Below are 21215 nucleotides of genomic sequence, written 5' to 3'. Positions count from 1 at the left end.
GAAGCCCGTTTTTGTCCAGACGCGTGGAGGCACAAGGGCACATTGTCGCGGGCACATGCCGCGGCCCGCGCAACGGCTTGATGATCGGGCCGCCGAACAGCGCTAAATAGCGCTAACTTCAGCGGTAAATCGGAACTCCGCTTGCCTCGACAGCGACCGCCGGCCCGGTCTATTGTCGAGCCATGGCGCATGTCATCGACCGCGACAAATGGGCGAGCACGCCCGGCCGTTGGCAAGGTGAGCTGCAATGCGGCGCATTTGGCTCCAACTCCTGCCTGATCTTCAATTATCAGCCCGAGATCGGCGGCGGCCCGCGTCTGCATAAGCATCCTTACGCGGAGATCTTCGTCATCCGTTCCGGCACCGGCCTGTTCACGGTCGGCGATCGGCAGATAACGGCCACCGCAGGCCAAATTCTGATCGTGCCGGCCGACACGCCGCACAAATTCACCAATCTCGGCCCCGGTCCGCTCGAGACCACCGACATCCACGAGAACGGCAGCTTCATCACCGAATGGCTGGAGTGATGCGGCTTATTCGAGAAACAGGCCCTGTCCGCGGACCGATTCCCGCCTAGTTCTGTCGGTCGGAGCGATCGGACAGGTGAAGGCCGGGCGGATGGAAACTTCCAGCATCGAGGTTGAAGGACTGACCATTGCGATCCGCGAAGCCGGACCACGGGATGCGCCCGGCCTCGTGCTGCTCCACGGCTGGCCTCAAAGTTCCCATGCCTTCGAGAACGTGATCGGTCGGCTGGCCACCGATCAGCGCGTGATCGCGCCGGACCTGCCGGGTATAGGCGGCTCGCAAGGCACGCGCAAAACCGGTGAGAAAGCCCATCTGGCCAGGGTGATAGCGGCCTTGATTGACGCCTGCGGCCTGCGACAGGTCATAGTGGCCGGCCATGACGTCGGCGGCCAGATCGTCTTCGCGCTTTTGCGCAACCATCCGGAAATCCTCTCCGCCGCCGCGATCATGGATGTTGTCGTTCCGGGCGTGGCGCCGTGGGACAAGGTCATCCGCAATCCAAACCTCTGGCATTTCGCGTTCCACGCGGTTCCTGCTCTCCCGGAACTGCTGGTTGGGGGTCACGAGCGCGCCTATTTCGACTTCTTCTTCGACACCCTTTCGAAGGAGAAATCCGCCATCCCGGCCGAAGCAAGAGACATCTACGCCAAGGCCTATTCGCGGCCGGAAAGCCTCAAGGCCGGCTTCGACTGGTACCGCGCCTTTTCCGAGGACGCCAAGGCCAATGCCGTTCCGCCGGCAAGCCCGATCGACACGCCGGTGCTCTGCCTCAGGGGTGCTGCCGAGACCGGCGAGATCAGCGATTACCTCAATGGCTTGAAGGCCGCCGGCCTCTCCAATGTGGAGGGCGACATCATCCCCGATAGCGGGCACTTCGTCGCCGATGAGAATCCCGGAGCGCTCGCCTTGCGCCTCGCGCGCTTTCGGAAGGAAGTCAGCGCCTAGCTGGCGCCGAGCCTGACCAGCACCGCCCGCGGGATGTCGTATTCGCGGATCACGGCGTCGTGCTTGCGCAGCCCGCAGAGTTCGCGCTGAATGAAATAGGCGTGGACGGCCGCCGCGGCTTGCTTGAGCAGCCGGTTGCGATCCCTGCCTTCCCCATTTTCGCGCAGCTTCGTCAAGGCCTCTTCGACGCGCTGGCCGGCGCGACCGAGGGCGGCCGCCTTTTCAGCGAGTATTTCGTGGCCGAGCAGATCGAGAGCGCTTTCCTGCGCGCCTGACCGTCCGAAATTGCTGGGCATTCTGACCGACATGGCTGCGTTTCTACTCCGCCGGGCGCGTCTCTTCCAGCGCGCTTTCCTCATTGAAGAGGAAGCCGCCGGACTGCCGTTTCCAGAGCCGCGCATAAAGGCCGTCCAGCGCCACCAGCTCATCATGCGTGCCTTCTTCGACGATGCGGCCGCCGTCGAGCACGACCAGCCGGTCGAGCGCTGCGATGGTGGAAAGCCGGTGGGCGATGGCGATGACGGTCTTGTTCTCCATCAGCCTTGCCAGGTTTTCCTGGATCGCCGCCTCGATGTCGGAATCGAGTGCCGAGGTCGCCTCGTCTAGGATGAGGATCGGCGCATCCTTGAGGAAGAGGCGGGCGATCGCCACGCGCTGGCGCTGGCCGCCGGAGAGCTTGACGCCGCGCTCGCCGACATAGGCTTCGTAGCCAAGGCGCTCGCGATTGTCGCGCAGCCCCATGATGAAGTCATGCGACTCGGCTTTGCGCGCCGCGGCGATCACCTCAGCGTCGGCAGCGTCCGGCATGCCGAGCTTGATGTTGTCGCGCAGCGAGCGGTGGAACAGCGCCGTGTCCTGGCTGACCACGCCGATATTGGCGCGCAGCGAATTCTGCGTCACACGGGCGATATCCTGGCCGTCGATCAGGATCCTGCCGCCCTCGAGGTCGTAGAGGCGCAGGATGAGATTGGCCAGCGTCGTCTTGCCGGCGCCGGACGGACCGACCAGCCCGACCTTCTCGCCTGGACGCACGACAAGGTCGATGCCTTCGAGGACCCCTGCCCCTTTCCCGTAGTGGAAGGTGACGTTCTTGAGGTCGATGCGGCCACCCGCAACCACCAGCTCCTTGGCATCCGGGGCGTCGGTCAGGCCGAGCGACTGCGAGATCAGCGCCTTGGAATTTTCCAGCACGCCGAGATTCCTGAGGATACTGTTGAGCTGCATCATCAGCCGTCCCAGCAGCATGTTGAGCCTCAGCACAAGCGAGAGCGTGAAGGCGACGGCGCCGACGGTGATCGAGCCTTCCACCCACAGATAGACTGCAAAGGCGGCGATCGCCGTGATCATGATGCCGGAAAGCGTCGTCAGCGCCACGCGCACGCCGGTCAGCCGCCGCGTGAAGGGCCGCAGCGCATCGAGATAGATGTCGAAGCCGTTGCGGATGTAGCGGTCGTCGCCGTCGGCCGCGAACAGCTTCAGCGTCTGCACATTGGAATAGGAATCGACGAAGCGGCCGGTGATCATCGAGCCGGCCTCGGCGGTCGCCTCGGCATGCTTGCGGATTGCCGGCAAATGGAGCCTGGCCAGCCAGCCGAAGGCGACGATCCAGATCACCACCAGCGCCGCCAGCCTGAGGTCGAGGCCGGCGACCAGCGCCAGCGTCGTCACCGTGTAGACGATCATGAACCAGACGACCTCGATGAAGCTTTCCATGAGGTCGCCAGTGGCCTGCCCCGCCTGCCAGACCTTCGTGGCGATACGCCCGGCGAAGTCGTTTTGGAAGAAAGCGTAGGACTGGCGCGAGACATGCCGATGCGCCTGCCAGCGCACCAGGCTGTAGAAGCCCGGCGTGATCGTCTGCTCGTCGACCAGCGCCGAAAGGCCGACCACCAGCGTGCGGATGATCAGCACCACCGCGCCCATGAACAGCAGCTCTGGCCCGGCGGCCCCCCACAGCGCGTGCCAGCTGCGTTCGCCGGGAAGCTGGTCGAGGATATCGACCAGCCGTCCGACGAAATAGAACAGCCCGGCCTCGACCAGCGGCGCGATGCCGCCGATGATCAGCATGGCGAAGAAGGCGAGCTTCGCTTGCCCGACATAGTGCCAGAGGAAGCCGCCGACGCTGGCAGGTGGACGAAGGTTCGTCGGCTCGCGGAACGGGTAGACCCAGCTTTCGAACCAGCGATAGACGGCCTTCATCATTCCGCGGCTTCACCTTTCGTCGGCAGATCGTCGGCCGCCTGCTTTTCCTCGAGCAGGAAGCCGCCCGACTGGCGCCGCCAGAGCTGGGCATAGAGCCCGCCCTTGGCGATCAACGCCTCATGCGAGCCGTCCTCGACGATGCGGCCCTTGTCCATGACGACGAGCCGATCCATTGCCGCGATGGTCGACAGGCGGTGGGCGATGGCGATGACCGTCTTGCCCTGCATGAGCTTGTAGAGGTTCTCCTGGATGGCGGCCTCCACCTCGGAATCGAGCGCAGACGTAGCTTCGTCGAGAATGAGGATCGGCGCGTCCTTCAGCATAACGCGGGCAATGGCGATGCGTTGCCGCTGGCCGCCGGACAGCTTCACGCCGCGCTCGCCGACGAGCGCCTCATAGCCGCTTTGCCCATGCGGATCGGTCAGCCCCGCGATCACATCGTCGATCTGCGCGGCCTTGGCGGCGCTGAACATCGCCTCATCGCTGGCGGACTGTCGTCCATATTTGAGGTTCTCGCGAACCGATCGATGCAAGAGCGACGTATCCTGATTGACGAAGCCGATCGCCGCGCGAACGCTTTCCTGCGAGACGTTGCGGATGTCTTGTCCGTCGATCAGCACCTTGCCGTCCTGCACGTCGAACAGCCGCAGCACGAGATTGACCAATGTCGACTTGCCGGCCCCGGAACGGCCGATCAGGCCGACCCGCTCGCCCGGCGCGATCTTCAGCGACAGATTGTCGATGACGCCGCCTTTGCCGTCCTTGCGCCAATAGTTGAAGTTCACCTGCTCGAACTCGATGCCGCCGGCTTTGACCACGAGGGCCGGCGCGTCCGGCTGGTCCTGCATTGTGATGGGGCGCGCGATCGTCGTCATCGAATTGCTGGCGACGCCGATCTGCCGGAAGACGTTGGCGCCGACATCGAGGATCCTGCCGGAAATGTTGGCGATCTGCAGCGCGAACGGTATCGCCGTCGCCACGGCCGCCGTGGTCATGGCGCCGGCGTTCCAGCCGGCCAGCGCAAGCCAGCTTATGGCGATAAGCAGCGCAGCGTTGAGGACGAACAGGGCCGACCACATCAGTGTGAAAACGCGCATCAGCTGGTAAAACGTGTCGGCGTGCTCGACGACGGCTTGCGAGACATATTTGTCTTCGTGCTCGCCGGTCGAGAATGTCTTGAGCGTCAGGATGTTCGTGTAGCTGTCGACCATGCGGCCGCTCACCTGCGACCACCGCTCCGACAGTTGGGACGAGCGCTGGGTGATCCTCGGCATCGCAAACCAGAAGATCATGCAATAGAACACCAGCCAGGCCGCCACCACAGCCAGAAGAAGCGGGTCGAGCCGCGCCAGCACAACAATGGCGACCGCGACGAAGACCAGCGCGTACCAGACGGCATCGACGGTGAGATTGACGCTCATCTCCACCGAGTCGCCGCTTTGCATGACCTTCGTTCCGATGCGGCCGGCGAAGTCGTTCTGGAAGAATGACCAGTCCTGACGCACGACATGCCAATGGCTTTGCCAGCGGATGAGGTCGATGAGGTTCGGTGCGATGGCGTGGTTGCGGATGAGCGCGTCGATAACCATGGACAGCGGACGCAGCAGCACGACGATCGCCATGATGACGAGCAGCGGCCCATGCGCGGCGAAGAAATCGCCCGGCCTGGTGTTGGAGAGCAGGCCCACGATCAGGCCGACGAAAATCGGCAGCATCGCGTCCACTATTGCCGCGACGGCAACGATGATCATGCGCAGCCAATAGGCGGCGCGAAACTGTCTTATGAAATACCAGTAGAACCGCCAAAGTCCCATTGGCGGCTGCCTGTCTTCGGCCAGCGCCACCGGCGAATAGTGGCTTTCGAACCAGGTGAAGATGCGGTCGAACATTTTTCTCTCGTAGATGCCGGAACCCCGCCGGCACCCAATTTGGTCCCCGGCAGGCCTCTGACAGGTCGTGGTTACGCCCGGGATCGATTCCCCGCAATTGCCGTAACCTTGATGCCAGTCGCGATCGCGTTACTCCGCCGCCATCTCGGAGTGAGACCCTTTGGCATCGGACTCAGCCTGCGCATCATCGAGGAGGAACCCACCCGACTGGCGCTGCCAGAGCTGGGCATAAAGGCCGCCCTTGGTGACAAGCTCTTCGTGCGAGCCTTCCTCGATGATGCGCCCCTTGTCCATGACGACGAGCCTGTCCATCGCAGCGATGGTCGACAGCCGATGCGCGATGGCGATCACGGTCTTGCCTTGCATCAGTTTGTAGAGGTTCTCCTGGATCGCCGCCTCGGCTTCCGAATCGAGCGCCGACGTCGCCTCGTCGAGGATGAGGATCGGTGCGTCCTTCAGCATGACGCGGGCAATGGCGATGCGCTGCCGCTGACCGCCGGACAATTTGACGCCGCGGTCGCCGACATGTGCATCGAATCCCTTGCGACCGTTATGGTCCGAAAGCGCGCCGATGAAATCGAGCGCCTCCGCCCGCCGGGCCGCCTCGATCAGCATCTCGTCGGTGGCGTCAGGGCGCCCGTAGAGGATATTCTCCCGCACCGACCGATGCAGCAGCGAGGTGTCCTGCGTCACCATGCCGATCTGCGCGCGCAACGAATCCTGCGTTACCCCGGCGATCTCCTGGCCATCGATGAGGATCCTGCCGCTTTCCAGGTCGTAAAAACGCAGCAAAAGGTTGACCAGCGTCGACTTGCCGGCGCCGGAGCGGCCGACGATGCCGACCTTCTCGCCGGGTTTCACAGTGAGCGACAGGTTCTCGATGACGCCCTTCTGCTTGCCGTAGTGGAAGCGGATCTCCTCGAAACGGATCTCGCCCTGGCTGACGGCGATGTCGCTGGCGCCCGGGCGGTCCTCGACCAGCCGCGGCAGCGAGATCGACTGGATGCCGTCTTGCACCGTGCCGATATTCTCGAACAGGCTCGACATCTCCCACATGATCCACTGCGACATGCCCCACATCCTGAGCACCAGGCCGATAACCACGGCGACTGCGCCGATCGTCACCGCCTCGCCCAGCCATAGCCACAGCGAGATCGCCGTCACGGAAAACAGAAGCAGCGAATTCAGGATGTAGAGCATCCCGTATAACTGCGTCACCAGCCGCATCGAGCGGTAGACCGTATCGAGGAAGCTCGCCATGCCCTCCCTGGCGAAAGTTGCCTCGCGGCGGGCATGCGAAAACAGCTTCACCGTCTGGATGTTGGTGTAGCTGTCGACGACGCGGCCGGTCATGGTCGAGCGCGCATTGGCCTGCTCCTCGCCGACCTTGCCGAGCTTCGGGATGAAAAAGCGCAAGAGCCCGATATAGCCGACCAGCCATACACCCAAGGGCACAGCCAGTCGCAAGTCTGCCGAGCCGACGATGAACAGCATGCTGAGGAAGTAGACGACGACATAGTTTAGGACATCGATCAGTTTGATGACGCATTCGCGCACGGCAAGAGCGGTCTGCATCAGCTTGGTGGCGATACGGCCGGCAAACTCGTCCTGGTAGAAGGCCATCGACTGCTTGAGCAGGTAGCGATGCACCTGCCAGCGGATGCGCATGGGATAATTGCCCATCAGCGTCTGCTGGTTGAGCAGCGAATGCAGCCATACCGTGCCCGGCAGCGCGAACAGCACGATGAAGGCCATGCCGGCGAGTTTCCAGCGCTCCGTCTCAAGGAAGGTTTCGCGGTTCTGCGCCGACAGCCAGTCGACGATGCGGCCCATGAAACCGAACATCCACGCTTCGGCAAGGGCTATCGCTGCCACAAGCACGGCATCGACGAGGATATAGGGCCAGGCCCCGCGCGTGTAATGCACGCAGAAGGCGACCAGCGTCTTCGGCGGCTCGACCGGCTCCGCGGCGGGAAACGGATCGAGCCTCTTCTCAAACCAGCGGAACATTCGAGGCACTCGACGGTCTGTGCGCTCACGCGGCGCGGGGTTGATTGGTAAGGCCGTTCGGCCGCACGGCGCCGCGGGCCGGCGATACGGAATTGTCCGTATCGCCGGCCCTGCTTCGCGCAATATAGGGTGTCGCGGGCTTTTCGCCGACAGGCTTGCCAGAGGATCCTGACGACAAGCTGTCGCCAGCGCTGGTTTTGCCGGGCCGGACCATGCGGATGATCCGGCGCACCAGCGAGGGTCGGCCGGGATCGGGCACCGCGCGCGAGAAGTCGACGTCCGGCAGCATGCCGCGATGCGGACGCCGGCGCGTCTCGGCGTGCACCGCCGACGAGTAAGTCTCGCCGATCAGCAGCGCCCAGGTCGCCACCTTGCGCTCATGCAAGCTTCTTGAACCCGGTATTTTAAAGGGATCGAACATCGGTCCGTCCTCCATGTGCAGATGCGTTAAAAAGGGTGATGCGAGCTCGACCTCCGGCATTCGGCCGGAGGGACGCGACGCAGTCCCGACATGACGGCAAGCGTCAGTCCCGACATGACGGCCAGCGTCGGTGTCGACACGTTCAGGCGGGGCGCGGCGCCGCTTTGGCAGTTTGAGAAACATCGCAAGATTCCTTCGAAGGCCGAAAACTGGGTTCGGCGGGAATCGGTGCGATGAGGTCTTAAAGTGTCAGAAGAATCGTCGTACCGAAACCGCCGTTGGGCATACGTGGGCCCCAAAGAGGAGCTGCCCGGAGAAGGGCTGGAAGTGCATGGTCATCATGTGGTCCCTCTCCTTCGGTTCGGGTTGACGATGATGGGCGTATACTCGACTTCGCAGAAAATGGCCACCCGCCAGTCTAGAAATCGCCAAAAGCCGGAGCCGCCTGTGGCCGTTCTGCCACTTATTAGAAGGATGCGGAAATGAACGACCGTCTCCGCATCGGGCTCTACCAACCGGATATCGCCGGCAATACCGGGACGATCCTGCGCTTCGCCGCCTGCCTTGATCTTGGCGTCGACATCATCGAGCCGGCCGGTTTCCCGCTCTCCGATCGGGCGCTGAAACGCGCCGGCATGGACTATCTCGAAATGGCGGCGCTTACCCGCCATGCCGACTGGCACGCCTTCGAGGAATGGCGCCGAACGAACGCGCGCCGTCTTGTGCTGCTCACGACCAAGGCCGAGACCGCCTACACGCAGTTTGCTTTCGCCGCCGGCGACGTCCTTCTGTTCGGCCGCGAATCCGCTGGCGTGCCGGAAGAGGTTCATCAGGCGGCGGACGCGCGACTGACCATTCCGATGCGGCCGGGCGCCCGCAGCATCAATGTCGCGCTGTCCGTCGCGATGGTCGCGGGCGAAGCGCTCCGCCAGCTCGGATAGGCTGCTCAAGCCCTGCTCGTCGTCGCGAACGCCTCCCACTTGCGGCGTCAGTCTCACCCAGGCGCACATCGCCTTCTCCTCAATTTGCCTTGTCAGGCTTTCCTCGCTACAAGCTCAACCTAACTTGAGGTCAAGCGGAAAGTGCGAGATGGCTCCGGTGAAGGAATTGACGGTCGGTCAGGTGGCGATGCGCAGTGGCGTCGCGGTCTCGGCGCTCCATTTTTACGAAGGGCGCGGGCTGATCCGCAGCCATCGCACCGCGGGCAACCAACGGCGCTACGGCCGCGACGTGCTGCGACGGGTGGCGATCATCCGCGTCGCCCAGGAGGTCGGCATCTCGCTCGCCGAAATCGCCGCCGCATTCCACTCCCTGCCCGAGGGCCGCACGCCCACGCGCGAGGATTGGAATCTGCTTTCAACGGCTTGGCGCGACGGCCTCGATCATAAGATCGCCCAATTGAAGAAGCTGCGCGACGGCCTGACCGACTGCATCGGCTGCGGTTGCATGTCGATCGACAAATGCCCGCTTCGGAACAAGGAGGACCGACTGGCCAGAGAGGGAACTGGAGCGAGACGGCTACTGGTGCCCTGAGGATTTTTCAATCCGCCGCCGGCAGCCGTCGCATGGTGAATTCGATGACGTCGCCCGGGCGCTCGAACCAGCTTTCGATCTCGGTCCAATAGGCCTGCTTGGGAAAGCGCTCGAACCATTCCTTGGCTTTGAGGCGCGCGGCCGGCCGCGGCAGCACGAAAGTCTCGCGCAAAAATCCGTCGCGCGGCTCTCTTTCGCGCTCGGCCCGTGAGCGCTCCAGCCTCTTCTTCAAGCCATCCAGCGGCGGTCTTGCCGGGGTGCGCACGAGCAAACTCCTTGCACCTTGGTCAGACAGGACTTGACCCTTGCCCTTAAGAGATTAGGGATCGCGCGCAGAAAAAACGAGTCATTTGTCGGGCAAGCAGCCTGGACTGGAGACGGAATTGGAACGACCCGACATTGCGGTGGGCTTGCCTGACGACATCGAGCAGAAGAAGATGAAGGCCCGCCTCTGGTTCGAAGCGCTGCGCGAGCGCATCTGCGCCGCCTTCGAGCAGATCGAGCAGGAACTCACTGGACCGCAATCGGCATGGTCGCCCGGGCATTTCGATCAGACGCCGTGGGAGCGCGACGGCGGCAAAGGTGGCGGCGGCACCATGTCGATGATGCGCGGCCGCGTCTTCGAGAAGGTCGGCGTGCATACCTCGACCGTCCACGGCGAATTCTCTCCCGAATTCCGCAAGCAGATCCCGGGCGCCGACGAGGATCCGCGCTTCTGGGCGAGCGGCGTTTCGCTGATCGCGCACCCCTGGAACCCCAACGTTCCGGCCGTGCATATGAACACACGCATGGTCGTGACCACCCGCCACTGGTTTGGCGGCGGCGCCGACCTGACGCCGGTGCTCGACCGCCGCCGTACCCAGGACGATCCCGACACGATCGCCTTCCACCGCGCCATGCAGTTCGCCTGCGAGAAGAACGCCGGGGTGGCCGACTATCCGAAATTCAAGGCGTGGTGCGACGAGTACTTCTTCCTGCCGCATCGCAACGAGGCGCGCGGAGTCGGCGGCATCTTTTTCGACTGGCTGCATTCCGATGAGGGCAAGGGCGGCTGGGACGCCGATTTCAATTTCGTCCAGGATGTCGGCCGCTCTTTCCTCGTCGTCTATTCCCATCTGGTGCGTGGCAATTTCAACCAGAACTGGACCGACGGCGACCGCGAGGAACAGCTCGTCCGGCGCGGCCGTTACGTCGAATTCAACTTGCTTCACGATCGCGGCACCATCTTCGGCCTGAAAACCGGCGGCAATGTCGCCTCGATCCTCTCCAGCCTGCCGCCCGAGGTAAAGTGGCCGTAAAAATCCGGTGAGCGGAAGGCCAGCCGCATTGCTGTCTCATTCGCCGAATTTTGACCGGCAATGTGGCAGGGGCGATTTCTTTTTCGTCTAATATCCTTTTGAAAAAATTGATCTATTTAACGTGCCGGGTCGGGAAGCGCCGGCGGCTCGTCACTGCTACGAGCCGCGACCCGACGCGTCCGGACGGCCCTGATCGAGCGGAGTGCCTTCCCAATGGTGCCCGCATCCCAGGAGAAGATCCTATGCGCAAGCTTATTGTGACGGCGGCAACCGCCGCCTTTCTCGCCTCCGGTGGCGCCGCGTTCGCCGCGGTCAAGCACACCACGGGAACAGTGAAGAGCTTTGATGGAACGGCCATGAGCCTTGTTCTGGACAACGGATCGACCTTCACGCTGTCCAAGGCCTTCAAGGATCCGGGCATCAAGCCGGGCGAGAAGGTTCGCGTTTCCTGGGATATGAGCGGCAAGAACAAGATTGCCGAGGCTGTCAAGATCATGAAGTGACGGCCTCCAATTGCAGAACAGTTGAAGCGGTTCCGCCGGAATTGCGTCAAAACAAAAAGACAGAGCGGTTCATCGTTTGACGGAAACCAGGTGGCAACGGGCGGAGCAGCAATGCTCCGCCTTTGATTTCGCGCGGAGACCGTGAAAAAACAATTCGCCACCGGCTCCAATGCAACCGAAGCCGGCGACATGTGTTATGGTTTTCCACCGGGGCAATTTCAGGAAAATGCGATGCGGCTTCCATGCGGAATTGCATGACAACAAGGAGCGGAATCAGGGCTCCGGACCTAGGAAAGGAAAAACCATGAAGGAGTTCCAATGCGGGACACTCGTCCCGGGCTGCGATTGGCACACGCGCGCCGAGGAGGAAGCCGAGGTCATGCGCCGCGCCGTCGAGCACATGCGTGAAACCCATGGCGAAACCACCATCCGCGAGACCATGATCGAGGCGATCCGCTCGCGCATCCAAAAGGTCCGCGACGCGGCCTGAGGCATCGGGTCACCGTTTTCGGACGACCATTGGCAAAGCCGGCGAGTTGGATGCAGCATCCGGCGCATCTCGCTTCGTTTGCGTCTGATCGCTGGCAACGGCCTGGCTTCGCCGAATTCAAGCAAAAACTTATATTCGTACCGGCTTGGATAACCCCGCGGTAACGGTCTCCATGCGATCGTCGCGCATGATCCGGCGACCGCGGCTGCTCGAGGAGCCGTCCGCCACAAGGCGCGTCTGGATCCGGTGGGGCGAGGTGCTTCGCGCATGCGCGAAAGATCCAACAAACGAGACGGTTTCGGCGCAGCCGCACTGTTGCTGTGCCTAGTCGTTGGCGCCTCGCCGTCGATGGCCCAGGAAATGACCACGTCCCTCGTGAACATCCACCAGGGGTCATGGCTCAGCGACCGCGCCAGAGCTCTCGGCAATGGCGGCTATGAGCTGCAGGACGGGAGCTGGGTCTCGTTCAATCGTTGGTACCACAGCGATTGGGTCGACATGCACGTCGACTTCATCACGCAACTTACCGAAGACAGCGGCTTTCTGTGGGGAGTGGGAACCGGGGAACAAGCCGAGAAGTACCGCATCGCGCCGAGCCTCAAGCTCGGTTTTCTCACCCAGACCCATCCGAGCCTCAACAGCACTCTCTCCCTTTCCGTTACCTCGACCTTCGGCGGCAACCTGAGCGAAAAGCCCTGCGTGGCCGACTATGGGGATCTGGGCACCTACAGCGTCAACTGCCGGCTTGCGGCCGGGGAGACGGCGCCTGAGGACACGCTGAAATATCTGGTTAACGCTACCCCCGAAAGGCTGCGCCTGTGGCTCAACTACCGTGTTACTTTCTGATCGCCGGGATGCCGCGCATGAGAAATCTTCCTGCTCCCGAACTTCGCGAGCGTCCGTCCTCGTTCCTGCTTTGACCGGGAGTAAGACCATGTCTGGTAATTTCTGGAAGCTCGGCATTGCCGCGGCACTGACCATTCTGCCGGCATCCATCGCGTCGGCGCAGGAAGCTCTCGACGCGGACCAGGCGGCCGCGCTGTGCCACGGCGGCGGGTCCATATGCGTAAGCGCAAAGATACCGGTTGCGCGCACGACACAAGCGGTGCTGAGCTGGATGAGCCCCGATGTCGGCGCCGCGTGGGCGGCTGGCTACAAGGGCAAGGGCGTCACCATCACCATCATCGACGACTTCAGCAGCTCATCGCGCTTCTCCGGCAATTTCGGCCTCGGCACGCAATATCAGCGGCACGGAGAGTGGACGCGCGAGGAAGCAAGCATGATCGCTCCTGCGGCGACCATCCGCTCCAAGGACTTCTCGACGGGTTCGGCCGTCCCGCTGGCAAGTGGCCGCAACGTCCTCAACCTCAGCTACGGCATGTACGCGAACGCGGGTTACCGCGTGAACCAGATCCGCTGGGCCCCGGAGGAGCAATCGATCATCTCCTACGCCAGCAAGGGATCGGCCATCGTCTCGAAAGCGGCTGGCAACGATTCGGTTGCGGTCGGCGGCGTCACCAGCGGACAGCAGGATTATCTCGATCTCGCTCTGATCGGCAAACCGACGGCGATCTTTGTTGGCGCGCTGTCCACAAACGGCACGGCGTCAAACAAGGCTCAGCTTGCCTGGTATTCCAATTACGCCGGCTCCGACCCGACCGTGCAGAGCCATTTCCTGGTGGTCGGCGTCGAAGGCGACAAGACCGGCCTTTACGGCACGTCGTTCGCCGCGCCTATCGTCTCCGGATATGCCGCAATCATCGGCAGCAAATTCACCAAGGCGACCCCGGTTCAGATCACCAACGACCTGCTCAACACGGCTCGCACCGACACGCTGGTCAACTACAACCCCTCAGTCTACGGCAAGGGCGAGGCAAGCCTTTCGCGCGCCCTGGCCCCGGTCGCGATACGCTGAGCGGCGCCACGATGTAGGACTCATCTAAGCCTCGAGTGCCTGCGCGGCGCGTTTGAGCAGCGCGCCGCGATCCATGGCGAATGCTGAATCCACCCATTCCCTTTCGAGATTCTTCAGCGTGGCGCCAAGCTTCGGGCCGGGCGCGGCGCCGAGTTCGGTCAGGTCGGCCCCCTTTATCGGAAAGCTCGGCTTTTGCCATTTCAAGGCGAAGCCGAGCAGGCGCGAGAAACTGCCGGCTTCCATCATCGCCCGATCGTCCTCGATGGCCCGTGTCCGCGCGGCGGCGAGCGCGAGCCGCAGGCGATCGACGAAGCCTTCGCGGTCGCCGAAATAGAGCTTCTTCGACAATTCCGTCTCGGTCGTCTTGGGTTCAGGCGGAACCGTCAGTGCCCAGTGTCGCAGGCGCTCCCCCTCGGCGGTTGAAAATCTGAGCCTTTCGGCAAGCGTCTTCATGCGCGCGGCATCCGGCGGAACGACGGCCTCCAGCCTGAGCAGCGGATCGGCATCCCAGCCGAGATCCTTTTCGGTCCTGACCAGCCCGTGGATGGCGTCGATGCCCCATTTCTCGCTCTCCGGCAGCACGGCGGTGAGGACGCCGGCCTGACGCATCCACAGCAGGGCGCGCGAGGGGTCGGGCGCCGAAATCAGCTTCTTCAGTTCGGACCACACGCGTTCGGCCGAAAGCCTGCCGAGCCCGTCCTTCAGCCTGGCGCAGGCCTTCAAGCCCTCGGCGTCGGGCCGGCCATCGCCATACCAGGCGAAGAAGCGGAAGAAGCGCAGGATACGCAGATAATCCTCGCGGATGCGCGCTTCCGGATCGCCGATGAAGCGCAGCCGCCGCGCCTCGATATCGGCGACGCCGCCGACAAGGTCGACGATGGCGCCGTCGGCTTCGGCATAAAGCGCATTGATGGTGAAGTCGCGCCGCGCGGCGTCGGCTTTCCAGTCGCGCCCGAAGATGACTTTCGCCCGCCGACCGTCGGTCTCGATGTCGGCCCTGAGCGTCGTGACCTCATAGGCCTTGCCGCCGGCGATTGCCGTGACGGTGCCGTGCTCGATCCCTGTCGGCACGGTCTTGAAGCCGGCGGCCTGGGCGCGGTGGATCGTGTCCTCGGGCACCGTCGTGGTGGCAATGTCAATGTCGGCGACCGGCTGGCCGATCAGCGCATTGCGCACCGCTCCACCGGCCACCCGCGCCTCCTCGCCGCCCTCCTTCAGCGCGGCAAGCAGCTTCTGCAGATGCTTTTCGCCCAGCCAATCGGCCCTGCCCGAGAGAGACACCTCAGCGCTCACGCATAGAGCCTTTCATAGAGTGTGCGGATGATACCGGCGGTGACGCCCCAGATCCGCTGGCCGCCATAGGGCATCTCGTAGAAGAACCATTCGAGGTCGTTCCACATGCGGCTGTCGCGCGCGTGGTTGACAGGGTCCATCAGGAAGCGCAGCGGCACCTCGAAGGCGGCGTCGACCTCGTCGGCGTTGAGCATCAGCGAAAAGCCGGGCCGCACCACCGAAAGCACCGGCACGATGCGGTAGCCGCTGCCGGAGACATAGTCGGGCATGCGGCCGACAATTTCGATGTGATCGCGGTCGAGGCCGATCTCCTCGAATGTCTCCCGCAGCGCTGTGGCCTCAGGACTGGGATCGGTCGGATCGATGGTGCCGCCGGGAAAGGCGACCTGGCCGGAATGGCTGCGCAGCTTCTCGGCCCGCTTGGTGAGCAGCACCGTGGCGCCGTCGGCGTGATCCACGACCGGGATCAGCACCGCGGCGTCGCGCAGCGGTTTTATATGCTTCAGCCTGGGATGCCCTGGATTGAAGCGGTGGTCGCCGAACTCGTCGCCGGATTGCACCTCGGCCTGCGCCGCTGCGCGGGCGCGAAAATCCGCGATCGAGAACGGCACCGGAGCCACCTGGTCCATCACGCGCTTAGCCGCTCGAGCTTTTCGGCCGGCATGATCGGATAGACTTCGCCGCCGGAGCGGACGGCGAACATTGCCCTGCCGCCGACGTCGATCACTTCTCCATGCTCGACCAATTCGTACATCACCGGCCGCGCCACCAAGGCTTCCAGCCGCCCGCGCACCAGCACATAGGGCTTGAGCCCGCCGGTGGTGTCCTCGTCGACGAAGCGCAGCGGATGGCCGGGCCCGGCGGTAACCACGTCCCCGACATTGGTGCGGAACGTGATGACCTGGCCGTCGCCGGTCCCGGACACGTTCATCTCGACGGCGATGAAGGGCGCGTCGGCGACGCGGATGCGGACGCGCTCCACCGGCGTCACCAGGTAGGTCTTGCCGTCGGCGTCCTTGCGCAACACGCTGGAAAAAAGCTGCACCAGCGGCATGCGCCCGATCGGCGTGCCGAGGTAGAACCAAGTGCCGTCGGCCCTGATCTCCATATCGAGGTCGCCGCAGAAGTCCGGATTCCAGCGCTCCACCGGAGCCGGCCCCTTGCCGGCGCGCGCCGCGCGCGAGATCAGCGCCTCCAGCCCGCGCGCCTCGGTGGCGCTGGTCAGGCCCTTTTCACCGGATTCTGTGCGATGCGTCATGGTCACGAAATAGTCACTGTTGTCCGGATTGTCAGCCTTGTCAGCCCAAGCCTGTGATTTAAGTTCAATCGCAGGCGCCGGGCGAGGCCGAATCGCGGCATTCTGCGAATCGAGAATGCAAGCCGGTATTTCCAACCACAAGGATCGAACGGCATGAGCGTGATGATCAAGGAAAGCCCGTTGAGCGACAAGGCGATGATCGAGCAGGCCGAGAAGGCGCTGTCCGACATCTCCAAGGTCCGCGACGCCGTAGGCCGCGTGATCTTCGGCCAGGAAGCCGTTGTCGAGCGCACGCTGGTTGCGCTGCTTGCCGGCGGGCATGCGCTCCTCGTCGGCGTGCCAGGCCTCGCCAAGACCAAGCTGGTCGAGACACTGGGCATCGTGCTCGGCCTCGATTCCCGCCGCATCCAGTTCACGCCCGACCTGATGCCGTCCGACATCCTCGGCTCCGAAGTCATGGAGCAGGATGAGCTTGGCAAACGATCCTTCCGCTTCCTCCGCGGGCCTATCTTTTCGCAGCTTTTGATGGCCGACGAGATCAACCGTGCCTCGCCGCGCACCCAGTCTGCGCTGCTGCAGGCGATGCAGGAATATCACGTCACCATTGCCGGCGCTCGCCACGACCTGCCGTCGCCCTTCCACGTGCTGGCGACGCAGAACCCGCTGGAGCAGGAAGGCACCTATCCGCTGCCGGAAGCGCAGCTCGATCGTTTCCTGATGCAGGTCGACATCCTCTATCCGGAGATCGAGGCCGAACGCCGCATCCTGCTCGAAACCACTGGCGTCGAGGAGGCCAAGGCCGACAATGTGCTGCAGCCAGCCAGGCTGAAGGAAATTCAGACGCTGATCCGCCGCATGCCGGTGCCCGAAAGCGTCGTCGAAGCGATCCTCAAGCTGGTGCGCTCGGCTCGTCCCGGTCAGGGGATTGCCGACACCGACAAGCATGTCGCCTGGGGCCCTGGTCCGCGCGCCAGCCAGGCGCTGACCCTGTGCGCCCGAGCACGCGCTCTATATGATGGCAGGCTGGCGCCGTCGGTCGACGACATCCGTGCCCTCGCCGAACCGGTGCTGCAGCATCGCATGGCGCTGACCTTCGCCGCCCGCGCCGAAGGCACATCCGTGCGCGACGTGGTGGCGAAACTGGCAAAAGGCATCTGATGGGTCGAATAGGCGAGGTCCAGGCACCGGTTGCGACGCGCGACGCGCTCGCCCGTGGCCGGTTGCGGGCCTCTCTGGTGCCGGATCTGCTGGTCGAGGCGCGCCGCATCGTCAACACGGTGATCGCCGGCTGGCATGGCCGCCGCAAGCGCGGCATCGGCGAGAATTTCTGGCAGTTCCGCCCCTATGTCGAAGGCGATGCCTCACGCATCGACTGGCGCCGCTCGGCCCGCGACGACCACACCTATGTGCGCGACCGCGAGTGGGAGGCGGCCCATACCGTCTGGCTCTGGTCGGATCCTTCCCCGTCGATGCTCTACAAATCCTCGGGAGCCGGCGTTTCCAAGGAATCGCGCGCGCTGGTGCTGGCGCTTGCGTTGGCCGAGCTCCTGTCGCGCAGCGGCGAGCGCATCGCCTGGCCGGGCCTCACCGACCCGTTCACCGCCCGCAACGGCGCCGAACGCATCGCAGCCCAGCTCAGCCATGCCGGCAACCTGGCGGCCAAGCCCGATCTCTCCACCATCCGCCGCTTCTGCGACATCGTCATCGTCAGCGACTTTCTCGATCCGGTCGAGGAGACCATGGCCTGGCTCGACGTGCTCGCCCGTCACGGCGTGCGCGCGCATCTGATCGAGGTCGCCGACCCGGCCGAGGAAACCTTCCCCTATGCCGGCCGCACCGAATTCACCGATCCCGAGACCGGCGACAAGCTGACCGCCGGCCGCGCCGAAACGCTTAAAGACGAATACCGCCTGCTCTATATCGCTCGCCGCCAGGAACTCGCCGGCTGGTGCAAGCGCCTCGGCTGGAGCTTTACCGTCAATCATACCGACCGCCTCGCCTCCGAGGCGCTCGTGCGCGTCCACATGGCGATGACCGCCGACAGCAGCCGTCCGGGACTGACCTCGGGTCATGCCGGGCTGACCGCAGGCGGCGACGCCGGAAAGGCGGTCGCATGAGTTGGCTGCCGCTTTCCTTCGGCGCGCCGATGGTGCTGTGGGGTCTGCTGGCCCTGCCGGTGATCTGGTACCTGCTGAGGCTGACGCCGCCCAGGCCGCGGACCGAGGTCTTTCCGCCGCTGAGAATCCTCGCCCGCGTCCTGAGGCGCGAGGAGACGCCGCATCAAAGCCCCTGGTGGCTGACATTGCTTCGCTTGCTGATGGCCGCCCTTGTCGTCACCGCGCTCGCCGAGCCGATCTTCAATCCGCGCGAAAAGCTGCCGGCGGAGGGCTCGGCGCTCGCGCTGGTCATCGACAATGACTGGGCAAGCGCCGCCGACTGGGGCAAGCGCGTCGCCACCGCCGAGCGGCTGATTGCCGACGCCGGCTCGAACGGCGTGCCGGTCGTCATCGCCTTTACCGCCGAGAAGCCGAATGCCGAGATCGGCCCCTTCGATGCATCGGCCGCACTCGACCGGCTGCGCGCGGCAAAGCCGCGCCCGATCCCGACCGACCGCCCCGCCGTCTATGCCCGCGTCGCAGCCACTTTGGAGCGCCTGCCCGGCGCCAGCGTCGCCGTGCTTGCCGATGGCCTTGCCGCCACCGGCGACGAAGCGGCGTTCAAGACGCTCCTGGAAAGGAATGCCGCGAGGCTGGTCTGGGCTACCTCGGACCGGCTCTCGCTCACCGGCCTGACCGGCGCCGACAATCAGGTCGACGGCTTCACGCTCACCGCCATCCGCGCGCCGGGCGATCCGGCGCCGGCGCAGGTCACCGCGGGCGCCTTCGACGACAAGGGCCGCCGCATCGCCGACGCGGCTCTGACCTTCGCGCCGGGTCAGGCCACCGCCACCGGAACGATGAAGGTGCCGTTCGAATTGCGCAACGACTTCGCCTCGATAGCTCTCGATGGCGAGCACCAGGCCGGTGCCGTTCGCGTGCTGGACGAGAGCTCCAAGCGCCGCCGCGTCGGTCTGCTTTCGCAGGCCGAGGCAGACCAGGCGCAGCCGCTGCTGTCGCCGCTCTATTACATTCGCCGCGCCCTGCAGCCTTTCGCCGATCTGGTGGAGCCGTCGAGCGCCGATCTGGCCGATGCCATTCCGCAGCTTCTCGACCAGAAGCCGGCGATGATCATCATGGCCGATGTCGGCACCATCCCTGCGCAGGTCCGGCAACGGCTGGTCGACTGGGTGAACAATGGCGGCACGCTGGTGCGTTTTGCCGGTTCAAGGCTGGCTGCCGCCGGCAACGACGATGATCTCTTGCCGGTCCGGCTGCGCAGCGGCGAGCGCGCGCTGGGCGGCGCGCTTTCGTGGACGACGCCGCAACCGGTCACCGAATTCCCGAAGAACGGCCCGTTCGCCGACCTCGCGCCGCCGACGGAGGTGACGGTCAGCCGGCAGGTGCTGGCCGAGCCGACGCCCGACATCGTCGAGCGCACCTGGGCGACGCTTGCCGACGGCACGCCGCTGGTCACGGGCATGAAGAAGGACAAGGGAACGCTGGTGCTCTTCCACGTGACACCGGAGGCGACCTGGTCGAACCTGCCGATCTCCGGCAGCTTTGTCGAAATGCTGAGGCGCATCGTGCAACTGTCGCGCAACCAGGGCGCCGCGGTCGCCAATGCCGAGGCCGCCGCCGCCTCGCTGGCGCCCTATCGCATGATCGGCGCCGACGGCGCGCTGGTGCCGCCGACGCCCGATGCGCGGCCGCTCGTGCCCGCCGCCGGCCCGCTTCCGGTGACACTGGAAAACCCCCCCGGCCTCTACGGTTCGGAAACCGGCGTTTTCGCGCACAACCTGCTCAACGCCTCGAGCACATTCACGCCGCTTGCTCGGCCACAGGTCTCGCTGCCGGTGACGGCCATCCCTTACGCCTTCGACGAATCGGAGAACCTGAAAGGCCCGCTGGTCACATTGGCCCTCTTGCTGATGGTGCTCGACACGCTTGCCGTGTTCTGGATGGGTGGGCTGTTCTCGCGCCGGCCGCGCCGCGCCGCGGCGACCGCCGCTGCCCTGCTGATCGTGTTCGGCGGGCTCTTCGGCCACGCCGACTTTGCCCGCGCCGATGATTCGAAGCCGGGCGATGCCCAGGCCATCGAGGACATTTCGAAAACTCGCATCGCCTATGTCATCACCGGCGAGCCCGGCGTCGATTCAATCAGCCGCGCCGGCCTTGAGGGCCTCACCCGCTTCCTCATCGAGAAGACCGCGCTGGAACCCGGCCCGCCGGCGGGTGTCGACATCTCCAAGGATGAACTGACCTTCTATCCGCTGATCTACTGGCCAATCGACGCTACCGCGCCGATGCCCAGCGAAGCCGCGATCGCCCGCATCGACGCCTATATGCAGCAGGGCGGCACGGTTCTCTTCGACACGCGCGACCAGTTCTCCAACGGCATCGGCGCCGGCTCGGCAAGCCCGGCCACCGAGCGGCTGCGCGATATTCTCGGCAATCTGAACGTGCCGCCGCTGGAGCCGGTGCCCTCGGACCATGTGCTGACGAAGTCCTTCTTCATCCTTCCCGAGTTTCCCGGCCGCTTCAACGGCAGTCCGCTCTGGGTCGAAGCCTCGCTCGATGCCAGCAACACCGAGAACCGTCCCGTGCGCACCGGCGACGGCGTCTCCCCGATCATGATCACCGGTAATGATTTCGCCGGCGCCTGGGCGGTCGACGAGAACGGCGATCCGATGCTGCCGACCGTGCCGCCGGATCCGATGCAGCGCGTCTACGCGCTGCGCGCCGGCGTCAACATCATGATGTACATGCTGACCGGCAACTACAAATCCGACCAGGTGCATGTGCCCGTCCTGCTCGAACGGCTGGGACAGTAG

21 protein-coding genes are annotated in these 21215 nt (G+C 64.4%); 12 read left to right on the top strand and 9 right to left on the bottom strand.

Translation table 11 applies throughout. The features are described from left to right. Nucleotides 1-182: 182 nt before the first annotated feature. Both CK221_RS07750 and CK221_RS07745 read left to right on the top strand, forming a co-directional pair. A complete protein-coding gene (locus CK221_RS07750) occupies nucleotides 183-527 on the top strand; it encodes a cupin domain-containing protein (protein ID WP_095777298.1) in 345 nt (114 codons plus the stop codon). Nucleotides 528-618: 91 nt separating this feature from the next. Next, nucleotides 619-1473 carry an alpha/beta hydrolase gene (locus tag CK221_RS07745; RefSeq protein ID WP_095777297.1) on the top strand — a complete coding sequence of 285 codons (855 nt, stop codon included), beginning with the start codon at nucleotides 619-621 and terminating at the stop codon, nucleotides 1471-1473. Here the strand turns inward: CK221_RS07745 and CK221_RS07740 are convergent. The 5 genes from CK221_RS07740 to CK221_RS07720 all read right to left on the bottom strand — a co-directional run bounded on the left by CK221_RS07740 (nucleotide 1470) and on the right by CK221_RS07720 (nucleotide 7995). Then, entirely contained in the window at nucleotides 1470-1781 is a 312-nt protein-coding gene (locus CK221_RS07740) for a DUF6665 family protein (protein WP_095777296.1), read from the bottom strand. The genes CK221_RS07745 and CK221_RS07740 overlap by 4 nt on opposite strands. A 10-nt stretch (nucleotides 1782-1791) precedes the next feature. Continuing rightward, entirely contained in the window at nucleotides 1792-3675 is a 1884-nt protein-coding gene (locus CK221_RS07735) for an ABC transporter ATP-binding protein (RefSeq protein ID WP_095777295.1), read from the bottom strand. Further along, nucleotides 3672-5564, bottom strand: coding sequence for an ABC transporter ATP-binding protein (locus CK221_RS07730; RefSeq protein ID WP_095777294.1), 1893 nt, complete (start codon nucleotides 5562-5564; stop codon nucleotides 3672-3674). Before CK221_RS07730 ends, CK221_RS07735 begins: the two co-directional genes overlap by 4 nt. A gap of 129 nt (nucleotides 5565-5693) precedes the next feature. Continuing rightward, complete coding sequence (locus tag CK221_RS07725) at nucleotides 5694-7574, bottom strand: ABC transporter ATP-binding protein (protein WP_066994328.1); 1881 nt, start codon at nucleotides 7572-7574, stop codon at nucleotides 5694-5696. A gap of 25 nt (nucleotides 7575-7599) precedes the next feature. Further along, the gene (locus CK221_RS07720) at nucleotides 7600-7995 is read right to left on the bottom strand and encodes a hypothetical protein (protein WP_082980461.1); all 396 of its coding nucleotides are present in this window, start codon (nucleotides 7993-7995) and stop codon (nucleotides 7600-7602) included. Nucleotides 7996-8477: 482 nt separating this feature from the next. Here CK221_RS07720 and CK221_RS07715 point away from each other — a divergent pair, with 482 nt between their 5' ends. After that, a complete protein-coding gene (locus tag CK221_RS07715; protein ID WP_066994322.1) occupies nucleotides 8478-8936 on the top strand; it encodes a tRNA (cytidine(34)-2'-O)-methyltransferase in 459 nt (152 codons plus the stop codon). A 148-nt stretch (nucleotides 8937-9084) separates the two neighbouring features. Further along, complete coding sequence (gene soxR, locus CK221_RS07710) at nucleotides 9085-9528, top strand: redox-sensitive transcriptional activator SoxR (RefSeq protein WP_095777293.1); 444 nt, start codon at nucleotides 9085-9087, stop codon at nucleotides 9526-9528. Between the two features lie 7 nt (nucleotides 9529-9535). On the opposite strand, the gene CK221_RS07705 is transcribed toward soxR, so the two are convergent. Further along, nucleotides 9536-9793: a hypothetical protein gene (locus CK221_RS07705; protein ID WP_066994316.1), complete on the bottom strand. Its 258-nt coding sequence runs from the start codon at nucleotides 9791-9793 to the stop codon at nucleotides 9536-9538. A gap of 118 nt (nucleotides 9794-9911) precedes the next feature. Here CK221_RS07705 and hemF point away from each other — a divergent pair, with 118 nt between their 5' ends. The 5 genes from hemF (at nucleotide 9912) to CK221_RS30720 (ending at nucleotide 13734) form a co-directional block, all read left to right on the top strand. Continuing rightward, nucleotides 9912-10826, top strand: coding sequence for an oxygen-dependent coproporphyrinogen oxidase (gene hemF, locus CK221_RS07700; protein WP_095777370.1), 915 nt, complete (start codon nucleotides 9912-9914; stop codon nucleotides 10824-10826). Nucleotides 10827-11068: 242 nt separating this feature from the next. Further along, nucleotides 11069-11329 (top strand): DUF1344 domain-containing protein, encoded by a 261-nt coding sequence (locus tag CK221_RS07695; protein ID WP_066994313.1) that lies wholly within the window; start codon nucleotides 11069-11071, stop codon nucleotides 11327-11329. Nucleotides 11330-11633: 304 nt separating this feature from the next. Next, on the top strand, nucleotides 11634-11819 hold the full coding sequence (locus tag CK221_RS07690; RefSeq protein ID WP_066994310.1) for a DUF1059 domain-containing protein: 186 nt from the start codon (nucleotides 11634-11636) through the stop codon (nucleotides 11817-11819). Nucleotides 11820-12086: 267 nt separating this feature from the next. Continuing rightward, a complete protein-coding gene (locus tag CK221_RS07685) occupies nucleotides 12087-12665 on the top strand; it encodes a hypothetical protein (protein ID WP_066994307.1) in 579 nt (192 codons plus the stop codon). A gap of 88 nt (nucleotides 12666-12753) precedes the next feature. After that, nucleotides 12754-13734 (top strand): S8/S53 family peptidase, encoded by a 981-nt coding sequence (locus tag CK221_RS30720; RefSeq protein WP_095777292.1) that lies wholly within the window; start codon nucleotides 12754-12756, stop codon nucleotides 13732-13734. Nucleotides 13735-13758: 24 nt separating this feature from the next. On the opposite strand, the gene CK221_RS07675 is transcribed toward CK221_RS30720, so the two are convergent. Genes CK221_RS07675 through CK221_RS07665 form a run of 3 tightly spaced genes read right to left on the bottom strand, consistent with a single transcriptional unit; the run spans nucleotide 13759 to nucleotide 16285 of the window. Next, nucleotides 13759-15027 (bottom strand): CCA tRNA nucleotidyltransferase, encoded by a 1269-nt coding sequence (locus tag CK221_RS07675; protein WP_095777291.1) that lies wholly within the window; start codon nucleotides 15025-15027, stop codon nucleotides 13759-13761. Further along, complete coding sequence (locus CK221_RS07670) at nucleotides 15024-15656, bottom strand: CoA pyrophosphatase (RefSeq protein WP_066994302.1); 633 nt, start codon at nucleotides 15654-15656, stop codon at nucleotides 15024-15026. Before CK221_RS07670 ends, CK221_RS07675 begins: the two co-directional genes overlap by 4 nt. Beyond that, nucleotides 15656-16285 carry a DUF1285 domain-containing protein gene (locus CK221_RS07665; RefSeq protein WP_095777290.1) on the bottom strand — a complete coding sequence of 210 codons (630 nt, stop codon included), beginning with the start codon at nucleotides 16283-16285 and terminating at the stop codon, nucleotides 15656-15658. The genes CK221_RS07670 and CK221_RS07665 overlap by 1 nt, the downstream gene beginning before the upstream one ends. 153 nt (nucleotides 16286-16438) lie before the next feature. Here CK221_RS07665 and CK221_RS07660 point away from each other — a divergent pair, with 153 nt between their 5' ends. The 3 genes from CK221_RS07660 to CK221_RS07650 are packed head-to-tail and all read left to right on the top strand — an operon-like array spanning nucleotide 16439 to nucleotide 21215. Continuing rightward, entirely contained in the window at nucleotides 16439-17443 is a 1005-nt protein-coding gene (locus CK221_RS07660; RefSeq protein WP_066994299.1) for a MoxR family ATPase, read from the top strand. After that, nucleotides 17443-18402 carry a DUF58 domain-containing protein gene (locus CK221_RS07655; RefSeq protein ID WP_095777289.1) on the top strand — a complete coding sequence of 320 codons (960 nt, stop codon included), beginning with the start codon at nucleotides 17443-17445 and terminating at the stop codon, nucleotides 18400-18402. Before CK221_RS07660 ends, CK221_RS07655 begins: the two co-directional genes overlap by 1 nt. Continuing rightward, nucleotides 18399-21215, top strand: a complete 2817-nt coding sequence (locus CK221_RS07650; RefSeq protein ID WP_095777288.1) for a DUF4159 domain-containing protein — start codon at nucleotides 18399-18401, stop codon at nucleotides 21213-21215. Before CK221_RS07655 ends, CK221_RS07650 begins: the two co-directional genes overlap by 4 nt.

Source organism: Mesorhizobium sp. WSM3868 (assembly GCF_002294785.1).
GTDB lineage: Bacteria > Pseudomonadota > Alphaproteobacteria > Rhizobiales > Rhizobiaceae > Mesorhizobium.
Note: the sequence above shows the minus strand (reverse complement) of the source record. Positions and strands in the feature narration are given on the sequence as shown.

Bases quoted from the DNA above. Each gene is read 5' to 3' on its own strand.
- CK221_RS07750 (WP_095777298.1), top strand. From the start codon at position 183: ATGGCGCATGTCATCGACCGCGACAAATGGGCGAGCACGCCCGGCCGT.
- CK221_RS07745 (WP_095777297.1), top strand. From the start codon at position 619: ATGGAAACTTCCAGCATCGAGGTTGAAGGACTGACCATTGCGATCCGC.
- CK221_RS07740 (WP_095777296.1), bottom strand. From the start codon at position 1,781: ATGTCGGTCAGAATGCCCAGCAATTTCGGACGGTCAGGCGCGCAGGAA.
- CK221_RS07735 (WP_095777295.1), bottom strand. From the start codon at position 3,675: ATGATGAAGGCCGTCTATCGCTGGTTCGAAAGCTGGGTCTACCCGTTC.
- CK221_RS07730 (WP_095777294.1), bottom strand. From the start codon at position 5,564: ATGTTCGACCGCATCTTCACCTGGTTCGAAAGCCACTATTCGCCGGTG.
- CK221_RS07725 (WP_066994328.1), bottom strand. From the start codon at position 7,574: ATGTTCCGCTGGTTTGAGAAGAGGCTCGATCCGTTTCCCGCCGCGGAG.
- CK221_RS07720 (WP_082980461.1), bottom strand. From the start codon at position 7,995: ATGTTCGATCCCTTTAAAATACCGGGTTCAAGAAGCTTGCATGAGCGC.
- CK221_RS07715 (WP_066994322.1), top strand. From the start codon at position 8,478: ATGAACGACCGTCTCCGCATCGGGCTCTACCAACCGGATATCGCCGGC.
- soxR (WP_095777293.1), top strand. From the start codon at position 9,085: ATGGCTCCGGTGAAGGAATTGACGGTCGGTCAGGTGGCGATGCGCAGT.
- CK221_RS07695 (WP_066994313.1), top strand. From the start codon at position 11,069: ATGCGCAAGCTTATTGTGACGGCGGCAACCGCCGCCTTTCTCGCCTCC.
- CK221_RS07690 (WP_066994310.1), top strand. From the start codon at position 11,634: ATGAAGGAGTTCCAATGCGGGACACTCGTCCCGGGCTGCGATTGGCAC.
- CK221_RS07685 (WP_066994307.1), top strand. From the start codon at position 12,087: ATGCGCGAAAGATCCAACAAACGAGACGGTTTCGGCGCAGCCGCACTG.
- CK221_RS30720 (WP_095777292.1), top strand. From the start codon at position 12,754: ATGTCTGGTAATTTCTGGAAGCTCGGCATTGCCGCGGCACTGACCATT.
- CK221_RS07670 (WP_066994302.1), bottom strand. From the start codon at position 15,656: ATGGACCAGGTGGCTCCGGTGCCGTTCTCGATCGCGGATTTTCGCGCC.
- CK221_RS07665 (WP_095777290.1), bottom strand. From the start codon at position 16,285: ATGACGCATCGCACAGAATCCGGTGAAAAGGGCCTGACCAGCGCCACC.
- CK221_RS07660 (WP_066994299.1), top strand. From the start codon at position 16,439: ATGAGCGTGATGATCAAGGAAAGCCCGTTGAGCGACAAGGCGATGATC.
- CK221_RS07655 (WP_095777289.1), top strand. From the start codon at position 17,443: ATGGGTCGAATAGGCGAGGTCCAGGCACCGGTTGCGACGCGCGACGCG.
- CK221_RS07650 (WP_095777288.1), top strand. From the start codon at position 18,399: ATGAGTTGGCTGCCGCTTTCCTTCGGCGCGCCGATGGTGCTGTGGGGT.